This is a genomic window from Pandoraea capi (genome assembly GCF_902459735.1).
Classification (GTDB): Bacteria; Pseudomonadota; Gammaproteobacteria; order Burkholderiales; family Burkholderiaceae; genus Pandoraea; species Pandoraea capi.
In genome coordinates this window covers 245,141-264,599 of record NZ_CABPRV010000007.1, presented here as the reverse complement: position 1 = coordinate 264,599, position 19,459 = coordinate 245,141, and the positions used below count along the sequence as shown (strand labels likewise).

At 64.0% G+C, this 19,459-nt stretch carries 18 protein-coding genes; 4 read left to right on the top strand and 14 right to left on the bottom strand.

From position 1 onward, the window contains the following. The first annotated feature begins 56 nt into the window (after positions 1-56). Positions 57-1,949, top strand: a complete 1,893-nt coding sequence (gene secD, locus PCA20602_RS16155; protein WP_150722091.1) for a protein translocase subunit SecD — start codon at positions 57-59, stop codon at positions 1,947-1,949. Between the two features lie 24 nt (positions 1,950-1,973). Beyond that, positions 1,974-2,951 (top strand): protein translocase subunit SecF, encoded by a 978-nt coding sequence (secF, locus tag PCA20602_RS16150; RefSeq protein WP_150722090.1) that lies wholly within the window; start codon positions 1,974-1,976, stop codon positions 2,949-2,951. Between the two features lie 158 nt (positions 2,952-3,109). On the opposite strand, the gene PCA20602_RS16145 is transcribed toward secF, so the two are convergent. After that, the gene (locus PCA20602_RS16145) at positions 3,110-5,299 is read right to left on the bottom strand and encodes an LTA synthase family protein (RefSeq protein WP_150722089.1); all 2,190 of its coding nucleotides are present in this window, start codon (positions 5,297-5,299) and stop codon (positions 3,110-3,112) included. 184 nt (positions 5,300-5,483) lie between these two features. Between PCA20602_RS16145 and PCA20602_RS16140 the strand changes: the two genes are divergently transcribed. Then, on the top strand, positions 5,484-6,179 hold the full coding sequence (locus PCA20602_RS16140; RefSeq protein WP_150722088.1) for a cytochrome b/b6 domain-containing protein: 696 nt from the start codon (positions 5,484-5,486) through the stop codon (positions 6,177-6,179). 84 nt (positions 6,180-6,263) lie between these two features. On the opposite strand, the gene PCA20602_RS16135 is transcribed toward PCA20602_RS16140, so the two are convergent. Next, positions 6,264-6,722, bottom strand: a complete 459-nt coding sequence (locus tag PCA20602_RS16135) for a c-type cytochrome (RefSeq protein WP_150722087.1) — start codon at positions 6,720-6,722, stop codon at positions 6,264-6,266. A 274-nt stretch (positions 6,723-6,996) separates the two neighbouring features. Beyond that, positions 6,997-8,370 carry an adenylosuccinate lyase gene (gene purB / locus PCA20602_RS16130; RefSeq protein ID WP_150722086.1) on the bottom strand — a complete coding sequence of 458 codons (1,374 nt, stop codon included), beginning with the start codon at positions 8,368-8,370 and terminating at the stop codon, positions 6,997-6,999. A 140-nt stretch (positions 8,371-8,510) separates the two neighbouring features. Between purB and PCA20602_RS16125 the strand changes: the two genes are divergently transcribed. After that, the gene (locus PCA20602_RS16125; protein ID WP_069341426.1) at positions 8,511-9,155 is read left to right on the top strand and encodes a glutathione S-transferase family protein; all 645 of its coding nucleotides are present in this window, start codon (positions 8,511-8,513) and stop codon (positions 9,153-9,155) included. On the opposite strand, the gene PCA20602_RS16120 is transcribed toward PCA20602_RS16125, so the two are convergent. From PCA20602_RS16120 to PCA20602_RS16070, 11 genes are all read right to left on the bottom strand, one after another. Next, positions 9,156-10,556: a transglycosylase SLT domain-containing protein gene (locus tag PCA20602_RS16120; RefSeq protein ID WP_246182183.1), complete on the bottom strand. Its 1,401-nt coding sequence runs from the start codon at positions 10,554-10,556 to the stop codon at positions 9,156-9,158. Continuing rightward, positions 10,553-11,653, bottom strand: a complete 1,101-nt coding sequence (locus PCA20602_RS16115) for an EscU/YscU/HrcU family type III secretion system export apparatus switch protein (protein WP_150722085.1) — start codon at positions 11,651-11,653, stop codon at positions 10,553-10,555. Before PCA20602_RS16115 ends, PCA20602_RS16120 begins: the two co-directional genes overlap by 4 nt. Before the next feature lie 7 nt (positions 11,654-11,660). After that, a complete protein-coding gene (gene sctT / locus PCA20602_RS16110; protein ID WP_150722084.1) occupies positions 11,661-12,479 on the bottom strand; it encodes a type III secretion system export apparatus subunit SctT in 819 nt (272 codons plus the stop codon). Between the two features lie 5 nt (positions 12,480-12,484). After that, the gene (sctS, locus tag PCA20602_RS16105; protein WP_069341429.1) at positions 12,485-12,751 is read right to left on the bottom strand and encodes a type III secretion system export apparatus subunit SctS; all 267 of its coding nucleotides are present in this window, start codon (positions 12,749-12,751) and stop codon (positions 12,485-12,487) included. 19 nt (positions 12,752-12,770) lie between these two features. Continuing rightward, complete coding sequence (gene sctR, locus PCA20602_RS16100; protein ID WP_150722083.1) at positions 12,771-13,421, bottom strand: type III secretion system export apparatus subunit SctR; 651 nt, start codon at positions 13,419-13,421, stop codon at positions 12,771-12,773. A gap of 88 nt (positions 13,422-13,509) precedes the next feature. Further along, entirely contained in the window at positions 13,510-14,649 is a 1,140-nt protein-coding gene (locus tag PCA20602_RS16095; protein WP_150722082.1) for a hypothetical protein, read from the bottom strand. Positions 14,650-14,659: 10 nt separating this feature from the next. Beyond that, positions 14,660-15,115, bottom strand: coding sequence for a hypothetical protein (locus PCA20602_RS16090; RefSeq protein WP_150722081.1), 456 nt, complete (start codon positions 15,113-15,115; stop codon positions 14,660-14,662). Between the two features lie 51 nt (positions 15,116-15,166). Further along, positions 15,167-15,577 (bottom strand): hypothetical protein, encoded by a 411-nt coding sequence (locus tag PCA20602_RS16085; RefSeq protein WP_150722080.1) that lies wholly within the window; start codon positions 15,575-15,577, stop codon positions 15,167-15,169. Beyond that, a complete protein-coding gene (locus PCA20602_RS16080) occupies positions 15,553-16,944 on the bottom strand; it encodes a FliI/YscN family ATPase (RefSeq protein WP_150722079.1) in 1,392 nt (463 codons plus the stop codon). The genes PCA20602_RS16085 and PCA20602_RS16080 overlap by 25 nt, the downstream gene beginning before the upstream one ends. Before the next feature lies 1 nt (position 16,945). After that, the gene (gene sctV, locus PCA20602_RS16075) at positions 16,946-19,015 is read right to left on the bottom strand and encodes a type III secretion system export apparatus subunit SctV (protein WP_150722078.1); all 2,070 of its coding nucleotides are present in this window, start codon (positions 19,013-19,015) and stop codon (positions 16,946-16,948) included. Continuing rightward, positions 19,012-19,401 carry a hypothetical protein gene (locus tag PCA20602_RS16070; protein WP_150722077.1) on the bottom strand — a complete coding sequence of 130 codons (390 nt, stop codon included), beginning with the start codon at positions 19,399-19,401 and terminating at the stop codon, positions 19,012-19,014. The genes sctV and PCA20602_RS16070 overlap by 4 nt, the downstream gene beginning before the upstream one ends. Positions 19,402-19,459: the final 58 nt, after the last annotated feature.

Genomic DNA, 19,459 nt, shown 5'->3' with positions numbered 1-19,459 from the left:
CGTGCGAGACGGTCTGAAGCACGGTTTGCCATGAGGCATCACCCTAGCCCGCTGCTATGAATCGCTATCCTCTCTGGAAATACATCGTCATTCTGGTGGCTCTTGCCATCGGGGTGCTCTACACGCTGCCGAACCTGTTCGGTGAAACGCCGGCGGTACAGATTTCCAGCGTCAAGGCGACCGTCAAGGTCGATCCCTCGACGCTTTCGCGCGCAGAAGACGCGCTCAAGGCACAGAACATCGCCTACAACGGCGCGGTGTTCGACAGCACGGGCAACAACCCGAGCGTGCGGATTCGCTTCGCGGACACCGACACGCAGCTGCGCGCCAAAGACCTGCTCCAGTCGACGCTGAACACCGACGCGACCGACCCGACCTTCGTCGTGGCGCTCAACCTGTTGTCGGCTTCGCCGGAATGGCTCTCGAAGATCCACGCGCTGCCGATGTATCTCGGCCTCGACCTGCGCGGCGGTGTGCACTTCCTGCTGCAAGTCGACATGGCCGGTGCGATCACCAAGCGTCTGGACGCGGCAGCCGCCGATGCCCGCACGCTGCTGCGTGACAAGAACATCCGCCACAACGGCCTGACGCGCACGGACAACGGCATCGAAGCCGCCTTCAGCACGCAGGCAGACGCCGAGCGCGCACGCGGCGCGCTGAGCGACGGCCTGCCCGACCTCGCCTACACGACGCAAGCCGGCCCGAACGGCACGTTCAAGGTCGTGGGTGCGTTCACCGAAGCCGCACGCCGTGCGGTGCAGGACAACGCCGTCAAGCAGAACATCGTCACGCTGCATAACCGGGTGAACGAACTCGGCGTGGCCGAACCGGTGATTCAGCAGGAAGGTCCGGACCGCATCGTGGTGCAGTTGCCCGGCGTGCAGGACACCGCCAAGGCCAAGGACATCATCGGCCGCACGGCAACGCTCGAAGCGCGTCTGGCCGATCCGGACGCCCCGCGTCTGATCACGGCGGAAACGCCGGTCCCGCCGCAGGACGAACTGTTCCTGCATGGCAACGGTGCGCCGGTCATGCTCAAGCGTCAGGTGATCTTCAGCGGCGACCGCATCACCAGCGCGTCGGCAGGTTTCGACGACCACCAGCAACCGTCGGTGAACATCAAGCTCGACGCCGCAGGCGGGCGCGTGCTGCGCGACGTCTCGCGCGACAACATCGGCAAGCCGATGGCGATCGTGCTGTTCGAGAAGGGCAAGGGCGAAGTGCTGACGGTGGCGAACATCCGCAGCGAACTGGGCCAGAGCTTCCAGATCACCGGCATGGGCTCGGCACAGGGCGCGAACGATCTGGCGCTGCTGCTGCGCGCCGGTTCGCTCGCCGCGCCGATGGAGATCATCGAAGAACGTACGATCGGCCCGAGCCTCGGTGCCGATAACATCCATAAGGGTGTTGACTCGGTGATGTATGGCTTCCTCGCCATCGCCGTGTTCATGATGGTGTACTACATGCTGTTCGGCGTGTTCTCGGTCATCGCATTGATGTTCAACCTGCTGCTGCTGGTGGCTGCGCTCTCGGTGATGCAGGCCACGCTCACGCTGCCGGGTATCGCCGCTATCGCGCTCACGCTCGGTATGGCCATCGACGCCAACGTGCTGATCAACGAACGTATCCGCGAAGAACTGCGGGCGGGCGCATCGGCCCAGAAGGCGATTTCGCTGGGCTTCGAACATGCATGGGCGACGATTCTGGACTCGAACGTGACCACGCTCATCGCCGGTCTGGCGCTGCTGGCCTTCGGTTCGGGCCCGGTGCGCGCGTTTGCCGTGGTGCACTGCCTGGGTATCCTGACCTCGATGTTCTCCGCCGTGTTCTTCTCGCGCGGTCTGGTCAACCTGTGGTACGGCGGCCGTCGCAAGCTCAAGTCGCTGGCGATCGGTCAGGTCTGGCGCCCGGACGGTGCGACGAACGCACCCGACGCAGGCGAGCAATAACCGCAGGCGCGAGAGGAAACAGTCATGGAATTTTTCCGCATCAAGAAAGACGTGCCGTTCATGCGGCACGCCCTGATCTTCAACGTGATCTCGGCGCTCACCTTCGTGGCGGCGGTGTTCTTCCTGCTCACGCGGGGCCTGCACCTGTCGATCGAGTTCACCGGCGGCACGGTCATGGAAGTGGCCTACACGCAGGCGGCCGATCTCGAGAAGATTCGTGGTGAAGTCGGCAAGCTGGGGTATCGCGACGTGCAGGTGCAGAGCTTCGGCACCTCGCGCGACGTCATGATCCGCCTGCCGATCCAGAACGGTTCGGACGGCAAGCAGGTCACCAGCGCACAGCAAAGCGACGCCGTGATGACCGCGCTCAAGGCCGACGCCCCCGACGTGTCGCTGCGTCGCGTGGAATTCGTCGGCCCGCAGATTGGGCACGAACTCTTCACCGACGGTCTGCTGGCCCTGACCTTCGTGGTCGTGGGCATCATCATCTATCTGTCGTTCCGCTTCGAATGGAAGTTCGCCGTGGCCGGCGTGATCGCCAACTTGCACGACGTGGTGATCATTCTCGGCTTCTTCGCCTACTTCCAGTGGGAGTTCTCGCTGGCGGTGCTGGCGGGCGTGCTCGCGGTGCTGGGCTACTCGGTGAACGAATCGGTCGTTATCTTCGACCGGATTCGCGAGACCTTCCGCAAGATGCGCAAGGCGACGGTGCAGGAAGTCATCGATCACGCGATTACGACGACGATGTCGCGGACCATCATCACCCACGCCAGTACGGAAATGATGGTGCTGTCGATGTTCTTCTTCGGCGGCCAGACGCTGCACTACTTCGCACTGGCACTGACCGTGGGTATTCTGTTCGGTATTTACTCGTCGGTGTTCGTGGCTGCGGCGCTCGCGATGTGGTTCGGCGTGAAGCGCGAAGACCTCATCAAGCACAACGGCAAGGATGGGGAAGAAAGTGTCGATCGCAACGACCCCAACTTCGGTGCACGTGTCTGACGTATTCGTCTGACCGGGGCGACGCTCGATTTCAGTGCGTCTTCCGAAAAACCGCCGGCATGTCCGGCGGTTTTTTTTGTCTTGCGGTCGTGCTCAGGCGTGGGCGGCGACGCCAGGAACAAGCGCTTCGACGTCATGCATCTTCGGATCACGCGCCATTATTTCCCGCCAGCCACCGATGTCTCGCGCCGCTGCATCTGGCCATACCAGTCAGCCAACGCCAGCGACGTGTTCGCGTCGACCGCTTGCTGCCTAAGCAGTGCCGGGTCGCCCTCCTCGGCGTGCGCGTAGGTCACCCCGCTGCGCAGATCCCGCGCGCCCGCCGTCGAAAACAGATAGCGCTGTTGCGCCACGGCATAGCGACGCGGTTGCGGCACCGCCCCGAACAGCGGTTCGCCGAATCCGACGTAGGCCGCGTCCGAAAGTGCCAGCCGGTACAGCGTCGGAAAGATATCGCGGTGACCGACGAAGTCGTCGAGCCGCAAGCGCCCGCTCGGCGCATAGGCCGGTGGCACGCGCAGATAGATCGGGACGTGGTACTGCTCGAAGGGCGACAGGAACGCGTTGTCCTGATCGTGCCATTGCGGCGCGCGATGATCGCCGGTCGCCGCCAGAATCGTGTGTGAGCTCATCGGCGAGTACTTGAGTCGGTCGATGAAATCGCCCAGCGCGTCCATCGCATACCGATAGGCACGCACACCGCGCTGACGCGCCTCACGCTCGGCGGCGTCGGCAGGTGACTCCCGCCATCCCTTCGTCAGATCGAAGGGGCCGGTGGCGGCATCATCAGGCACGTTGAAGGGCTGGCGATTGCTGGTCGTCAGCGCGAAAACGAAGAGCGGTTGTCCCTTGGCGTCCGCCTCCTCCAGCATGTCGTGAACGTAGCGCCAGAGATAGCCGTCGTACACCCCATCATTTCCCGTGTCGGCCCGCGGATATCGGGCGACGATGTCAGCCTGTGTGACGACGTCGTCGAATCCCTGCCTGCGCATGACCCGCTCGATGTTGTGCCACGTGCGAGCGCCGCCATAGACGAACACGGTTCGATAGCCGTGCTGCTGGAACGGTCGTACCGCCGCCGATTCGAACGCGACCGGCCGGTTCACGCCGGCCAGCAGCGACGACGCGCTGCCACTGTTGACGAGCAAGTGCTCGATCGTGGAAAACGTGTCGGCGCGGGCCGCCACGGCGTGCCGGAACCACCATCCGGCATCCAGATGTCTGCGCATCGCGCCGGCGATCGGAAAACCGTCAGCATCGAGCGAAAGCCCATAGCCACCCCACCCGGCCATGAGACCGAACACCACGTGCGGGGGATGGGCAGCGAGCCTCTCGCTGGGCGGGGTACGATGCCACGGCGCGCGCAGCAGCACCGCCGTCGGGTCTTCGTCAGGCGCATGGGTCGGTTCGGCATCGGCTGGGCGGGTGGCATCCGGGTCATCTACCGAATCATCGTGCCCATCGGGTTTATCGTGCTTGCCACTCTCATCGCCCCGCAATGCCTTGACGAGCGCAGCGGCATCGGCGAATCCATGCGCGCGCAATGCCCGCTGCGCCGCCTGCCCCGCTGGCTCCGGTGACAGGTCTTCCCGCGACAGCTCCCACACCTGCCTGAGTACGAGGATCAGACGCACGGGCGTGTTGACGAGCAGGTCGTCCAGCACCGGATCCCGTGCCACGCTGATCCCTGCCGGATCCACGAGACGCGCCGACGGTCGTCCCCATCCCACGATCAGCACTGTCGAGACGACGAGCACTTGCGCGATGGCATCACGCCACGTCGCTTCGCGCTCGGGGACCAACGCACACCTGAACGTACACCACGCTTGCGTCGCGCCAAGACACGCAGCACTCGTCAACGCCATGGCGATGGGCAGGAGGTGCGTTGTGGCGTTCATCGTCGCGGAGGTATCACCATCGAGCACACTGAAAAAGTTCGCGCCGAACGGTTCACCGAAGTGGCGCAGGTAGTCGTGCTCCGCCAGCGCTAACGCATTCGGGATCACGAACCACGCAATGACGCCTGCCATGAAAGCGGTACGGGCCAGCGGCGTCGACGCATACTTCACGCGCAGGATCGCCAGCGGCAGCAGCCACACCGCCATCCCCCAGCTCACGAGCAACAGGTCGTAGCGAAAGCCGTACCAAAACCAAGTCATCCACTCGTGAGCGTTGGTCTGCGAGCCGACACCGGGGGCGAGCGTCGCCACACCGAACAGGCGAATCAGCAGGTTGCCCGCACACGTCATCGACATGACGGTTGCGCTCAAGCGCACCAGACAAGGCAAGCGGGGGAGGGCTTGGGAAGCGGAGGCCGTGACCGGGCTGTCGGCAGGAAGCGAATTCATGAGCGGGCGGCCACGTGCGCAGGCGCAGGCGGGACATGCATGGAGAATGTCCGTCAGCCTGACAGCGAACGCCCGTCACGCGGCGCGGGAAATCCCCCAACATGGCCCGTTGCCGCCTGAACGTGCAGGCGTCACGGGCTTGCGGTAGTCTCGCGAAATTCGCTATTTACGAAATTTCACGCCAATGAAGCCGATCCGCATCTGGGACTTGCCCACTCGTCTGTTCCACTGGTCGTTTGTCGTACTGGCGGTAGCAGCCTACGTGACGGCCAAGACCGGCGGCAACGCGATGATCTACCACTTCTGGTGCGGATACGCGGTGCTCGCGCTGCTGATCTTCCGTCTCGTGTGGGGTGTGGCCGGTCCGCGTTATGCCCGTTTCTCGGCGTTCGTCACCGGTCCGCGTACGTTCTTCCGGTCGTTGCGCGATGGCCGCGACGGTTTGGGCACCGAGGGGCGTTTTGCGGGCCATACGCCGCTCGGCGGCTTGTCAGTCGTCGCCATGCTGCTCTTCTTCGGCATTCAGGTCGGACTGGGTCTGTTCTCGAACGACGACATTTTCAACGACGGCCCCCTCGTCAAGTTCATCGACAAGGACACCAGCGATATGCTCACCGGCTGGCATCTGCGCAATCAATGGGTGCTGATCGCGCTCGTGGCGCTGCATGTGCTGGCGATCGTGTACTACCGCGTTGCCCGCAAGAAGGACCTGATCAAGCCGATGATCCTCGGGGACAAGAAACTCACCGGGCCGGTGCTTCCCGCACGCGACGACTGGCGCGTACGCGTGGGCGCGCTGGTGCTGATCGTGCTGGCTTCGGCGCTGGTGTATCGGATCGTGAATCTGGCCCCGGCCGTCGCGGCATTGCCGTCCTACTGACCCTGCGGGGCAAAATCGTCGCGGCAAAAGTAAAAGCCGTTCGCTCGAAAACGACCGGCTTTTCCATAGGAACGGCCAGACGGCTTACTTCGCGCGGAAGTTGTCGTGGCAGCTCTTGCAGGTTTGCGCAGCTTCGCCGAATGCGGTCTTGATCGACGCGAGGTCGCCGCCCTTGGCCACGGTGTTGAGCTGCGCGACGGCCGTCTCCATCTTGTTGGCCGCGTCCCTGAACTTCGCCTTGTCGGAGAAGACTTCCGGCTTGGCTTTGCTCTTGCCGTTCGTCTGACCGCCTTCGAAAGCCGGCCACGGCAGCTTCGAGAGCGTGGCGACAAGCTCGGCGTTCTTCGCGACGTCGTCCTTGTTGAACGGCGCATCGCCCTTCACGACAGCGCCGATACGGCCGAAGTGGTTACCCAGCAGGAAAAGGGCCGACTGACGATACTCCACGGCGTCGTCGGCTTTGGCGAACTGCGCTTGCGCGACAGCCGGCACGACGATAGCTGCGGTAGCAGCAAGCGCTGCAACTGCGAGAGTGAACTTCATTTGTGGGGTTCTCCTTATGGTTTGTGGGGCTATGATACACACCAACTTGCGTACTCGTATGACACCGTTGTCATAAGGACAGAAGCCGGACAGAAGCGGGACAGAAGCCGTCCATAGGCACCACGTACGGAGACGTAACGGGAGAAATGCGGGGGAAATCGAGGGGGCGGGGACGTACCGAAGCGCAAGGGGACGAACCATGCAAAACGGGCCGCAGAAGCGGCCCGTTTCGATACGACGGATAAAAAAGCGCGTGGCGCGGCTGTGGTGCGACTTACACGCGCTTGGCCAGCGACTCGGCGATACCCACGTAATTGGCCGGCGTCATTTCCAGCAGGCGCGCCTTGGCGTCTTCGGGAATGGCCAGTTGCTTGATGAAGGCTTGCAGCGCTTCACGGGTGATGCCCTTACCGCGCGTGAGCTCCTTGAGCTGCTCGTACGGATTCGGCACACCGAAGCGACGCATCACGGTCTGCACCGGCTCGGCCAGCACTTCCCACGTATTGTCGAGGTCTTCGTCCAGACGCTGCGGGTTCACTTCGAGCTTGCCCAGACCGCGCAGGCACGAGTCGTACGCGAGCAGGCTGTAGCCGAACGCCACGCCGATGTTGCGCAGCACGGTCGAATCCGTCAGGTCACGCTGCCAGCGCGAGACCGGCAGCTTGTCGGCCAGATGACGCAGCACGGCGTTAGCCAGACCGAGGTTGCCTTCCGAATTTTCGAAGTCGATCGGGTTGACCTTGTGCGGCATGGTCGACGAACCGATTTCGCCGGCCTTCGTCTTCTGCTTGAAGTAGCCGACCGAGATGTAACCCCAGACGTCGCGGTTCAGATCCAGCAGGATCGTGTTGGCGCGGGCCACGGCATCGAACAGTTCGGCCATGTAGTCGTGCGGCTCGATCTGGATGGTGTACGGATTGAACGTCAGGCCCAGGCGCTGCTCGATGACCGTCTTCGAGAAGTTTTCCCAGTCGTATTCCGGGTACGCCGACAGGTGAGCGTTGTAGTTACCGACTGCGCCGTTCATCTTGGCGAGCAACTCGACGCGACGAATGCGCTCGAGCGCACGTGCCAGACGCACCGCCACGTTGGCGATTTCCTTACCGAGCGTGGTCGGCGAGGCCGGTTGACCGTGCGTGCGCGAGAGCATCGGCTGGGCGGCGTGTTCCCGCGCCAGTTCGCTGAGCTTGGTGACGAGCGATTCGAGCGCCGGCACGATCACTTCGTCGCGCGCGCCCTTGAGCATCATGCCGTGCGACGTGTTGTTGATGTCTTCCGACGTGCAGGCGAAGTGAATGAACTCGCTGGCCGTCTCCAGCTCGGCCTGGCCCTGCACCTTCTCCTTGAGCCAGTACTCGACAGCCTTCACGTCGTGGTTCGTGACCTTCTCGATGTCCTTGATGCGCTGGGCATCCGCGTTCGAGAAGTTGGCGGCCAGATTCAGCAGGAACGTCTCCGCCGCGCCCGAGAACGGGGCGATCTCGGCGAAACCGGCTTTGGACAGGGCGATCAGCCAGTGGATTTCGACTTTCACGCGGTTGCGCATGAATGCCGCCTCGGACAGCCACGGACGCAGGGCGTCGGTCTTGCTGGCGTAACGGCCGTCGAGCGGGGAGAGCGCGGTCAATGGGGAGAATTCGTCGGACATGGCACTGGGCACCGAAAAAGAAAACCGGGGGAGCCGGCGATGTGCCAACTCGGAAAGGCCAGTATTTTACCATTCCCCGGCCCCGGCCATCCCGCACGTTATACTCTCCCCCGCGCTACAGCGATTTATCAAGGATTCACATGAAGTTGATCGGTGCCCTCGCCAGTCCCTACGTTCGTAAAGTCCGCATCGTGCTGGCGGAGAAAAAGCTCGATTACAAGCTCGAGCTCGAGAACGTCTGGGCGGACGACACCCGCATTCAGGAGTCGAACCCGATCGGCAAAGTGCCGTGTCTGGTGATGGAAGACGGCGAAGCCGTGTTCGACTCCCGGGTGATCTGCGAGTATCTCGACACGCTGTCCCCGGTCGGCAAGCTCATCCCCCCGTCTGGCCGCGAACGCGCCGAAGTGCGCTGCTGGGAGGCCCTGGCCGACGGCGTGACGGACGCCGCCGTGCAGATTCGCGTCGAATGCATGTACCACGACGAGGCATCGCGCTCCCAGAAGTTCATCGACCGTCAGTTGGGCAAGATCCGGGAAAGCCTGCGCGCCATGGCACGCGGGCTCGATGAACGTCAGTGGTGCGCGGGCAACCGCCTCACGCTGGCCGACGTGGCCGTGGTCTGCTCGCTGGGTTACCTCGATTTCCGCTATCCGGAGATCGACTGGCGCGACACGCACCCCAACCTCGCCCGCCATTTCGAGCGCATGTCCGCCCGCCCTTCGGTCGCGGATACCGTTCCGACCAACGCAGCGCCTGCACCAGTCACCGCCCCGGCCCTCTGATTACCCCGGAAGCGCGGACGCTCGGGCGTCCCGCCCGGCGGGCCCCAGCGCGGCGCCGGTGACTCGCTCGCGCACGCGCGACGGCATGACGACCGCCGGCTGATCGCGGTCCCGGGCGGCATGCCCGGCGGGCCTCGCGGCGTCTGCGGAAGGGCTGCGTGTAATCAACGCCCCCAAACCCCGTAGCAAACGCCACGCGCGGTCGGCCTTCTGGTCGGCGGCGCTGGGGGTTTTGACGCTTTCCGTGCGGTTGTCCGCCTTTTTGCCAGCGCTGGTGACGGCGCCGTTAGCCGTGCCGCGGATACCATCCCCGTCCTTCGCCGACGCCATGCCTGCGACCCCGTCACCACGTACCGCCGTAGCAAGGGGCGATCGGGACGACGTTGAGGCAGGTGCATACGCCCGCGCCGTGTTGGCAGGCCCTCCGGCGGCACCGGGCATACCGTGCGCATGCGGCGTACCTGCCACGCCAGCCACGACAGCGCCCTCTGCCACGCCCGCCTCACGTAGCCGCGAATAGCCCGCCATGACCTTGCGGACATACTTCTGCGTCTCCGGATACGGCGGCACCTGACGCCCATAGCGCAGTACGGCCCCCTCTCCCGCGTTGTAGGCCGCAAGCGCGAGGCTAACGTCGCCGTCGAATCGCGAGAGTAACCAGCGCACGTACGACGCCCCCGCCCTCACATTCTCGGCAGGATCCTCAAGACGCCGCACCCCGAAGCGCTGGCCGGTGCGGGGCAGGACCTGCATCAGCCCGATGGCGCCGCGCTCGGACACCGCCTGCGGGTCGTATCCCGACTCAGTGTCGATAATCGCGTGCAGTAACGCCGCGTCGACCGAGCTGGCATACGCAGCGCGTCGCACGAGGGTGTCGAAGGGGAGCGTTGCGGAGGGCTGACTTTCGGCGGACGTCAAGGTTGTGGACTGCGCGGCGACCGACGTCGATATGGATACGTTCCCCGGTGCGTCTATCAGACCGCCCGTAGCCCCATCCGAGGCACCACGCCCCCTCGAATTCACCTCGCCGTCAGGCAACGACCTTGGGGACGCGATAGCCACCGGCGTCTCCACGTCCGGCTCGCGAAACGATGACACCAGACGCCTGGCCGCCTCGCGCGGATCATCGGGCAACGCGCGTTTGCCGTCACGTGATGAATCGCCGGCCGCCTCACTGAGGGTGGCCTCGCCCCCCTGGGTAGCGCGAAGTTCCACGCTCGCCCCACGCGCCAAAGCGCTGACGACCGGCACAGCGATCTGCGCGTCAGCCAGACGGGGATGATGGGGCAACAGCCCAAGATCCGCGGCTCTCGTCGGGAGTCCGCTCAACATCAGCGCTGCCGAGACGAGGACGACGATCCGCCACACGCGGTGCAACGACAGCATCGACGGGGCGCTCATGCCACGTCTCCCGGCGCAGGATGCCGAGGGGCGTCCGTCTCTGACGTTGCCTGCACCTCGTAAGGAAGATCGAGCGCCAGACGCAATATCGCGGCGACGGCATCGAACAGGTCGGGGGGAATCGGGGCATCAATCTCGACGTCTTCCATCAATCGACGCGCCACCGGCACATGCTCGACCACCGGCACCCCTTCACGCTCGGCGATACGCACAATCGTGCGAGCGCGTTCGCTGCGCCCCTTCTCGATGACCAGCGGCACCGCCGTCTCCCCGGGAACATAGCGCAGGCAGATCGCAAGCCGGGTCGGATTGCGCACCACCGCCGTCGATCGTTTGACGTTGCTCGACAGACTGCCGCTCTCGATCGTCTCCCTGTGGATATCGCGCCGCTTGTTCTTGATCTCGCGATTGCCCTCGACTTCCTTCGACTCCCGCTTGATTTCATCGTGAGACATCATGAGCTGCTTGCGGAGCTGATACTTCTGATACGCAAAGTCGAGCCCGCCGAACACCACGTACGCCACCACCAGCACCGCCATCAACCAGAACAACAGCCTGACCGTGAGTGCCAGCCCGCATGCCGGGCCACATTGCGGCAGCACGGCGAGCGATGGCGTGTAATGCCGAATCAGATAGAAAAACACCACGCCCAGCACGGCGACCTTGATCAACGACTTGCCGAATTCGAAAAGCGACTGCATCGAAAACAACTGCTTCGCCTTGGCCACGGGATCAATGCGCTCGTACTTGGGACGGATCGCTTCGGGCGCGACCAGCGCGCCGACTTGCAGCACCATCGCCAGCCATGTGGTCACGATCAGCAGAATCGCGAGACCACCGGTGAAGCGGACGAAAATCAATAACGACGGGCCGAGCATGCCCTGCACGGCTTCGTCGACGGGGTCACGCAGTACAAGCAGCATGCGCGAGACAAGCGCTTGCAGCGCATCGTGAAGCGCCGGTCCCTCGAACATCAGCCAGGCGAGCACCGCGCCGAGTTGCATGCAGACGGCAAGATCGGCGCTCTTGGCAACGCGTCCCTTCTTGCGCGCGTCGTCGATCTTCTTGGGCGTCGGGGGCAGGTTCTTTTCGCTCATGCGTGCCTCACGACGCTGGTAGCACCATCGCAGACCACGCCCGAAACACTTCGGGCAGGCGATACCAGTGCGCAAGCGGCACGGCGATGGCAAACGGCAGACTCGCCACCGTCACGAGCAACGCCATGGCGCTCTTGACCGGCATGGCGAGGAAGAACACGTTGAGTTGCTGCGCGGCGCGATTCACGAAGCCCATCGACATGTCGACGAGCACCATCACGACCATCGCAGGCAACGCGACAGCGACGCACATGACCTGCATCGCCTGCCACAGCGACAGCAACCACGCCTGCGACGCCGCCTCCCAACGCCACCCACTGCCGACCGGCAGGACAATGTAAGAGTCGTAGAGCGCCGTGAGTACCGCGTGTGCCGCCGGCGTCACGAAGAACAGCACACAGAGCATCTGGGTGAGGGCGATACCGAAGATCGACGATTGCGCGCCCATGAGCGGGTTCAGCACGCTGGCCATCGAGGCGCCACGCATCGTATCGATCACGTACCCTGTCATGTCGACGGCCCAGAACGGTAGCGTCGCGACGAACCCGAGCAGCCCGCCGATGCAAAGCTCGCGCAAGATGAGCGATGCCCACGCCCCCCACTGCGTCGGCATTTCCGACGTGGCGTGCACAAGTGAGACGACAGGCAGTGCCAGCGCCAGCACGAGTGCGTTACGCAACAGACCCGCGCCGAGCATGCCGACGGAGAGCACCGGCAGCAGCATCGCAATGCCGAGTGGACGCAGCATCGCCACGCCCCACGCCAGCAGCCAGCCGAACAGATCGGTCCACAGCGGAGCGAGCAAAGTACCGGAGGTCGTCAGCATGGCCTTCACCCCATCCGGCTGATCTGCGCGAACGCATTGCCAGCGTAGTTAAGCAGAACGTGCCCCATCCATGCGTAGGTCGCGGCCAGCGTGACCGACACGGCGATCAGCTTGATGAGGAACTGCACGGTCTGATCCTGCACCTGCGTGAGCGCCTGCACGAGTGAGACAAGCACCCCCACGGCCGAGGCGACGACGACGGTTGGCAGCGACATCAGCAGCGTGAGCCAGAGCATTTCGCTCGTGAGATTGACGACGATGGCTTCACTCATCGGCCAGCCCTGCGCGCCGTCATGCGTACGACAGCATCAACTGCCGCACGAGTTGCTCCCAGCCGTTCATCATCACGAAAATGAGCAGCTTGAACGGCAAGGCGATGGTCATGGGCGAGACCATCATCATCCCCATCGCCAGCAGGATGTTTGAAATGACGAGATCGATCACGACGAACGGCAAGTACAGCAGAAGACCGATCTTGAAGGCTTCGGCGAGTTGACTCAGCGCGAACGCCGGCATCAGCACGAGGAGGGAGTCTGCGCCAAGCCGGTCACGATGCGCCTCGGGCCATGTCTCGCTGCCGAGGCCCGTGAAGAAGTCGCGTTGCCGGGGATCGGTGTGACGGGTAAGAAACTTGCGGTACGGACTGAGTACGCTGGCGTCGACGTCGGCCACGAAACTTCTGGAAGATAGCGACACCGGACGCGCGCCGAGGTTCTCCTCGATATCGAACGCGACCGGCGCCATGATGAAACAGGTGAGCACGAGGGACAGGCCGTAGATTGCGATATTGGGTGGAATCTGCTGAGTGCCCAACGCATTGCGCAGCAGCGCGAACACGACGGCCAGCTTCAGAAACGCAGTCCCCAGGACCACCAGCAACGGCATGATCGAGAGCAGCGTGAGCAATACGATGAGCTGGACCGGGTGGTCGAGCAGGGACATACAAACTCCAATGGACGCCCGGTAACGTGCGATGACGTGGGATAACGTGTGATAGCGCGCGACGACACGCAGAATGTCTCGGGAAATGTTAGGACGTCGCGCAATCCACGCCCATCGGGTCACGACCCGAAATGGCGTCGGGCGCGCTGGGCGTCGTCACCAAATTCGCGGGTTCGATCTGCACGGCGAGGCGCCCGTCTCCGAAACGCAGCAGACGACCACTTTTCCAGGGGGCGCCATCGCGCCAGAGGGCAATACCGTTGAGCGTCAGCGCCCTCGGCGTCGTGGGCGGTGGTGCCGTTTCATATCCGCATCGCCATGCCGTCAGCCACGGGACGGGAATCTGCCTTTGCGCGATGACCGCAAGGAGTCGAGGGCATTCCAGCGCGCCCCCGTCGCGAACCCCGTCGGTCGCCCGATCAAGGGAAACGACATGCCGCCCGGCAGGTTGTCCGTCACGCATGGCGATGGCGTCGTCGCCGTCGATCAGCCAATACTCGCCGGCAGTCACGTCGGCGGCAACGTCGAGCAACACCGCCCCGCCGTCAAGCAGTCCATCGCACAACGATGCGGGCAACGCTGCCCACCCTGCTGCCATCACGCAATGCCGTTCGGGAAAGCCGCACGGGTCGAGCGGCCGGTGCGCTGGCGTGGCGCGCTCACAGCGCGTTAGCAACCATGCCGTGGCCCCGTCGAGATAGTGCAGTGCCAACTGCCGCCCGTTACGTCCAAGCACCATGCCCATGCGCCAGAGGGTCTCGACGCGTTCAGGTGCGATCGCCACCGCATCGGGCCACGAAATGGCGCATGAGACAGAAGATGAAGCGGACTGCGATGTGCAATGCAACTCAGGCTCATCCCCAGGCGATGACGCGTCGAGCGGAGTGGACGACGGCAGAGAATCCGACGGCACGTCGCCGGTACTCTCCGTTGCCAGCGTGAGCGACGCCGCGCTAGCACGCCACTCGTGCGGTAACGCCTCCCATGACGGCATCGGCAGACTGGCCGCGATCCAGTCCGCCCACTGCTGCGCATCGCACCAGAAGCGCACCTGCCCGACGACGCCTTCGTCAACATGCGCCGTTACCACCAGTCCTTCGCCCCCCCCACGCAACCAGCCGACGCACACGTCCATATCACCTTCGGCAAACGTCAGACAACCCTGGCCCACCAGTACATCGTCGAGCGATAGAGCAACGCCTGCCGATCCACCATCCATTTGCGGCAAAACATCGCTCTCAGGGCACATAGCGAGCCTCGACTTCGATCGTGACCGGCAACGCGAGACGGGATGTCAACGTTCTGGACAATGCCCCCCGATGCGCCAGCAAACGGCGGTACATCGCAAGCTCAATACACAGCAGGCTCACGGTGATGCCCTGCCTTCCTCGCCGTGCTTCGACGACCAACGCATTGAGCGCACCGCCGTGCACGATGACTCGCAGGACACTCGCGCCATCCCAACAGGCATCCTGTCTCGCATGCCATACCCGTAGCCACCGAAGCACGTCGGCCGGTCCGGTCACGTGTGCTGCCAGTTCGCCCGTCAGCGTGAAGGCGCGCTCGTCGCGCGCCTCGCACTGCCCGAAACGGCCAGTCGTCGTGTCTCTGCGGCGCGGCAGGCCTGAAGCCGACCTGTCGGCCTGACTGACGAAAGCATCGAGCGAAAGGCCACTACGGCGGATGGTGTTCATCGTGTATTCCTCCTGACGGCAATGGTTGGGGAAACGTCTCGTGTCGCCAATTCAACAGTGGTAAAGCGTTAGCAGCTCGCGCAACTTCTCTTGTTTTCGTGCGTTATCCTGCAGGCGCTCCTGCTGCTCTCGCACCCGCTCTCGCGCCTGCCCAGCCCGTTCCTGCGCGCGGCGATGACTGGCCTTGGCGTCGGTCAGCGACAGCCGCTGCGCCTCCACCACGCGCGACGCCCCCCCGGCCTCCCGTGGGTCATAGACGCCGCCTTGCGACAACGCGTTCAGCCACGACTGACGTCGCGTCTCACACGCCTGCTCGCAAGCAGCGAGTTCGGCTTCGGCGTCGTGCATCGCGGCCGTCAGCCGGGCCAACGCCGCACGCAGTGCGCCTTCGCGACGGCGCGCGAGCATCGCCAACGCGGCAATGCCATCCCGGTCCTTCAACTCGCGAGATGTTCGAGCCATGAGAGGGTGTCGTCGAAAGGCGCCACGTCGTGTTGCTCTTGACACAGGAAGGCGCGGATATCGGGGGCCCGCGCGAGCGCTTCGTCGGTATCGGGATCATGCCCCGCCTGATACTCGCCGACGCGTACCAGCAGTTCGACGTCGGCCGCCAGCGCCATCGCACGTCTCACACGCGCGGCGCATGCCACGTGTTGCGCGTGGGTCACCTGTGACATGACCCGCGAGAGGCTTCTCGACACATCGATAGCGGGATAGTGGTTCTCCTGCGCGAGACGCCGCGACAGCACGATATGGCCATCGACAATCGACCGCACCTCGTCGGCCAGCGGCTCGTCGAGGTTATCGCCCTCCACGAGCACCGTGTAGAACGCCGTGATGCTGCCCTGCTCGCCCGTGCCCGCCCGCTCAAGCAAACGCGGCAGACGCGCGTAAAAGCTTGGCGGCAGCCCACTCGTTGCGCCGAGCGGCTCGCCGGCTGCCATACCAATGTCTCGCACGGCACGGCCGAAGCGCGTCAGCGAGTCCATGAGCAGCAGCACGTTCTTGCCTTCGTCACGAAACGCTTCGGCAATCGCCGTCGCAGTGTAGGCCGCCTTCATTCGCTCCAGCGCAGGACGATCCGACGTCGCCACGACGCACACCGTCCGCGCCCGAGCTTGCGGCGTGAGCGCCTGCTCGATGAACTCCCTCACCTCGCGGCCACGCTCTCCGATCAGCGCCAGCACGATCACATCCGCCGCCGCCCCCTGACACATCATCGCGAGCAACGTGCTCTTCCCCCCGCCCGCTGCGGCGAAAATCCCGAGACGCTGCCCGCGTCCGCAGGTCAGCATGCCGTCGATGGCGCGAATGCCGATGGGCAGACACGCAGACACTATTGCGCGGCGCATCGCCGATGGCGGATCCGCGTCCAGCGCACGCCATTCGACGTCGAACGGCGCCGCGGCTGCGCTCTCGGCCGATGCTTCGGCGTCGCCCGAAGCAGCGTCCGCACTGAAGGGACGACCCAAACCGTCCAGGACCGCGCCAATCAGATGCTCCCCGACCGCAACACGTGACGCAGTCCCCAGCGCTTGCACCAGCGCACCGTTGGCCACGCCATTCGGCTCGGCATAGGGAGCGAGCCAGACGTGCCGCCCCTCCACCGCAATCACCTCGGCATCCAGCGCCGGCGATATCACCCGGCATTGCTCGCCAAGCGCTGCCCCGGGCAATCGCGCACGCATGGCATTCGGGGTGATCTTGTCGATCCGGCCATAACGCACTTCGCGCCGCCCGCCTTGATGCATCTCGTCACATGATTTCCGTTGGGCATCGAGCGTACGGCGCAGGCCATTGGCAATACGCTGGGCATCAGGGCGGCGCATGTCAGAACGCTCCCTGTACATCGATGGTGCCGAGCACACGCACATGCGGTTCGTCAGCCACCTCCTGGAACGACAGGACTGCCAGTTCGGCGCGTTCTCGCTCGATCAATTTCCGGACGAACCGCCGCACGTCCATCGCGGTAAACAGCACGGCGGGCGTACCGTCGTGCGCATCGACGGCGCCATCAATGGCATTCAGAATCGCATCCGTTTGCGCCGGATTCAGGTCCGCATACGACCCGGACGCCGTCTGACGCACGGCCGCACGCACGACGTCCTCGATACCCCGCCCGACGTTCCATCCGGTAATGTGCTCGGTACCTCGACGAAAGCGCCGCGTGATGTGGCGACGCAAACTTAACCGGACATACTCCGTCAACATGATCTGATCGCGCTCACGCGGCGCCCACTCGATCAGCGCTTCGAACACGCGGCGCAAGTCACGGATGGATACCCCCTCGGCAACCAGACGCTGCAGGACTTCCGCAGTGCGACTGATAGGCAACTGCCGCTGCAACTCCTTGACGAGTTCCCCGTAGCGATCCTCCATCGCATCCATGAGGAATCGCGCTTCCTGAACACCGAGAAAATCCGCCGCGTGAGCATCGATGACGAGCGATACGCAATGCGCGATCCGATCCGCGCCGTCCAGCACCTTGCCACCGAGAGCCGACCACTCGGAACGCTGCACATCGTCGAGCCAGAACAGCGGATGCCCGCCAAACGTCAACGGTGTCTCGCGAGGTGAGCCGGCCGCAAGCCCTCGCAGCGTCGGCACCGGATGCGTCGCGTCGTGATGTGCCAATGCAGCATCCGGCGCGACGTCGATCGTCAATACACTCTCGTGATACAACTGAACGTCCAGGGTGGCTGCCGGCAACGTAGCGTCGATGACGACCTGCACCTCCGGCATGGGCACACCGAACTGCTCGAATTTCTGATTCCGTAACGCGTCGATCCGCTCCTTCACTATCGAGATGCCGCCGCTCGCTTCCGCCAACCCCGCGCCGACGCTCACCAGTAAGGGCTGCGCCCCCGGACGTCCGGCTTTTGCGTGCCCCGCCCCGGATTCACCGGCATTTTTCGTGCCTTCGCCCTCTCCCGAGATCCGCTTGACCCACCACGCCGCGCCACCTGCCAGCATCCCTAACAAGAAGAAGTAGTGCATAGGGAAACCGGGAATCAGACCGAACAGCACGAGCACGACCGCCGCCAGCGTGAGCGAGCGCGGCTGGGCCGCCAGTTGGTCGGTGAGTTCGCGTGCGAGATTCCGACGCTGTTCGCCCGGCACACGGGTGACGATGATCCCCGCCGTCACGGAGATCAGCAGCGCGGGGATCTGCGACACCAGTCCGTCGCCGATGGACAGAATGGCGTAGATCGCCGCAGCGTCACCTGCACTCATCCCGCGCATGAACACGCCGACTCCGATCCCGCCGAGCAGGTTCACCACGATGATGACCAGACCTGCAATGGCATCCCCTTTCACGAATTTCATCGCACCATCCATCGCGCCGTAGAACTGACTCTCTTTCTGCACGATGCGGCGCAAGCGTTTGGCCTCGGCAGCGTCGATGGTGCCCGCGCGCAGGTCGCCGTCGATGCTCATCTGCTTGCCCGGCATGCCGTCGAGCGAGAAGCGCGCTCCCACTTCGGCTACGCGTTCCGAGCCCTTCGTAATGACGATGAAATTGACGATGGTGATGATCAGAAACACGATCATGCCGACAACGATGTTCCCGCCCGCCGCGAAATCGCCGAAGGTGTAGACGATGTCGCCCGCGTCGGCATGGAGCAGAATCAACCGGCTCGTGCTGATCGTGAGCCCGAGCCGGAACAGCGTGGTCATCAGCAGAACGGAAGGAAAAGCTGAGAAATCGAGCGGCTCGTTGATGTACAGCGCCACCATCAGGAGCAGCAGCGATACGCCGAGATTGAGAGCGATGAGCAGATCCATCACCGATGGCGGCATCGGGATGATGATCATCAGTACCGTCACCAGCAGCAGCGCGGCAAGGACAATGTCCTGACGCCCGGCCGCAGCACGCAGCCATGTCAGCAAGTACCTCACGAACGTGTCTCCCGTTGCGCCTGTGCATCAATACGTTCAAGCAGACGGCGCATGCGTGTGAGGCATGAGACCCACTCGACGGCCTGCGAATTGGCGCTCATCGGCGGTGTGGCGATCAACATCGGACGCCCTTGCGCCACGCAGGCGCGCACCGGAATGCCCAGACTCCACTCGGGTGCGCAGGTATGCAGCAACAGAGGCAACCAGCGATGCGCCCGGGCTACACGCCGTATCAGCGCCACCGCAAGCGTCACACCACGCGCATCCGCTTCGGTCATCAGCACGCAAGGTGCGAGTGACACACGCATGCGCGGCGTCACGCGCTGCGGCGGTAACGCCAGCAGTTCGAAGAGATGTTCGAGCTTGCGCTGGGTTTGGGTATCCATCGTTGGTCAGGCGTCGGGAACTCGTCGCAAGCGCGACAGAAGCGCATCACAAGACATG

Excerpts from the sequence above, each read along its gene's own strand:
- PCA20602_RS16080 (WP_150722079.1), bottom strand. The coding sequence starts at position 16,944 with ATGCGCCGCCCTGATGCCCAGCGTATTGCCAATGGCCTGCGCCGTACG.
- secD (WP_150722091.1), top strand. The coding sequence starts at position 57 with ATGAATCGCTATCCTCTCTGGAAATACATCGTCATTCTGGTGGCTCTT.
- PCA20602_RS16085 (WP_150722080.1), bottom strand. The coding sequence starts at position 15,577 with ATGGCTCGAACATCTCGCGAGTTGAAGGACCGGGATGGCATTGCCGCG.
- PCA20602_RS16120 (WP_246182183.1), bottom strand. The coding sequence starts at position 10,556 with ATGAGCGCCCCGTCGATGCTGTCGTTGCACCGCGTGTGGCGGATCGTC.
- PCA20602_RS16135 (WP_150722087.1), bottom strand. The coding sequence starts at position 6,722 with ATGAAGTTCACTCTCGCAGTTGCAGCGCTTGCTGCTACCGCAGCTATC.
- PCA20602_RS16145 (WP_150722089.1), bottom strand. The coding sequence starts at position 5,299 with ATGAATTCGCTTCCTGCCGACAGCCCGGTCACGGCCTCCGCTTCCCAA.
- sctR (WP_150722083.1), bottom strand. The coding sequence starts at position 13,421 with ATGTCCCTGCTCGACCACCCGGTCCAGCTCATCGTATTGCTCACGCTG.
- PCA20602_RS16125 (WP_069341426.1), top strand. The coding sequence starts at position 8,511 with ATGAAGTTGATCGGTGCCCTCGCCAGTCCCTACGTTCGTAAAGTCCGC.
- sctS (WP_069341429.1), bottom strand. The coding sequence starts at position 12,751 with ATGAGTGAAGCCATCGTCGTCAATCTCACGAGCGAAATGCTCTGGCTC.
- PCA20602_RS16140 (WP_150722088.1), top strand. The coding sequence starts at position 5,484 with ATGAAGCCGATCCGCATCTGGGACTTGCCCACTCGTCTGTTCCACTGG.
- PCA20602_RS16070 (WP_150722077.1), bottom strand. The coding sequence starts at position 19,401 with ATGGATACCCAAACCCAGCGCAAGCTCGAACATCTCTTCGAACTGCTG.
- secF (WP_150722090.1), top strand. The coding sequence starts at position 1,974 with ATGGAATTTTTCCGCATCAAGAAAGACGTGCCGTTCATGCGGCACGCC.
- sctT (WP_150722084.1), bottom strand. The coding sequence starts at position 12,479 with ATGCTGACGACCTCCGGTACTTTGCTCGCTCCGCTGTGGACCGATCTG.
- purB (WP_150722086.1), bottom strand. The coding sequence starts at position 8,370 with ATGTCCGACGAATTCTCCCCATTGACCGCGCTCTCCCCGCTCGACGGC.
- PCA20602_RS16115 (WP_150722085.1), bottom strand. The coding sequence starts at position 11,653 with ATGAGCGAAAAGAACCTGCCCCCGACGCCCAAGAAGATCGACGACGCG.
- PCA20602_RS16090 (WP_150722081.1), bottom strand. The coding sequence starts at position 15,115 with ATGAACACCATCCGCCGTAGTGGCCTTTCGCTCGATGCTTTCGTCAGT.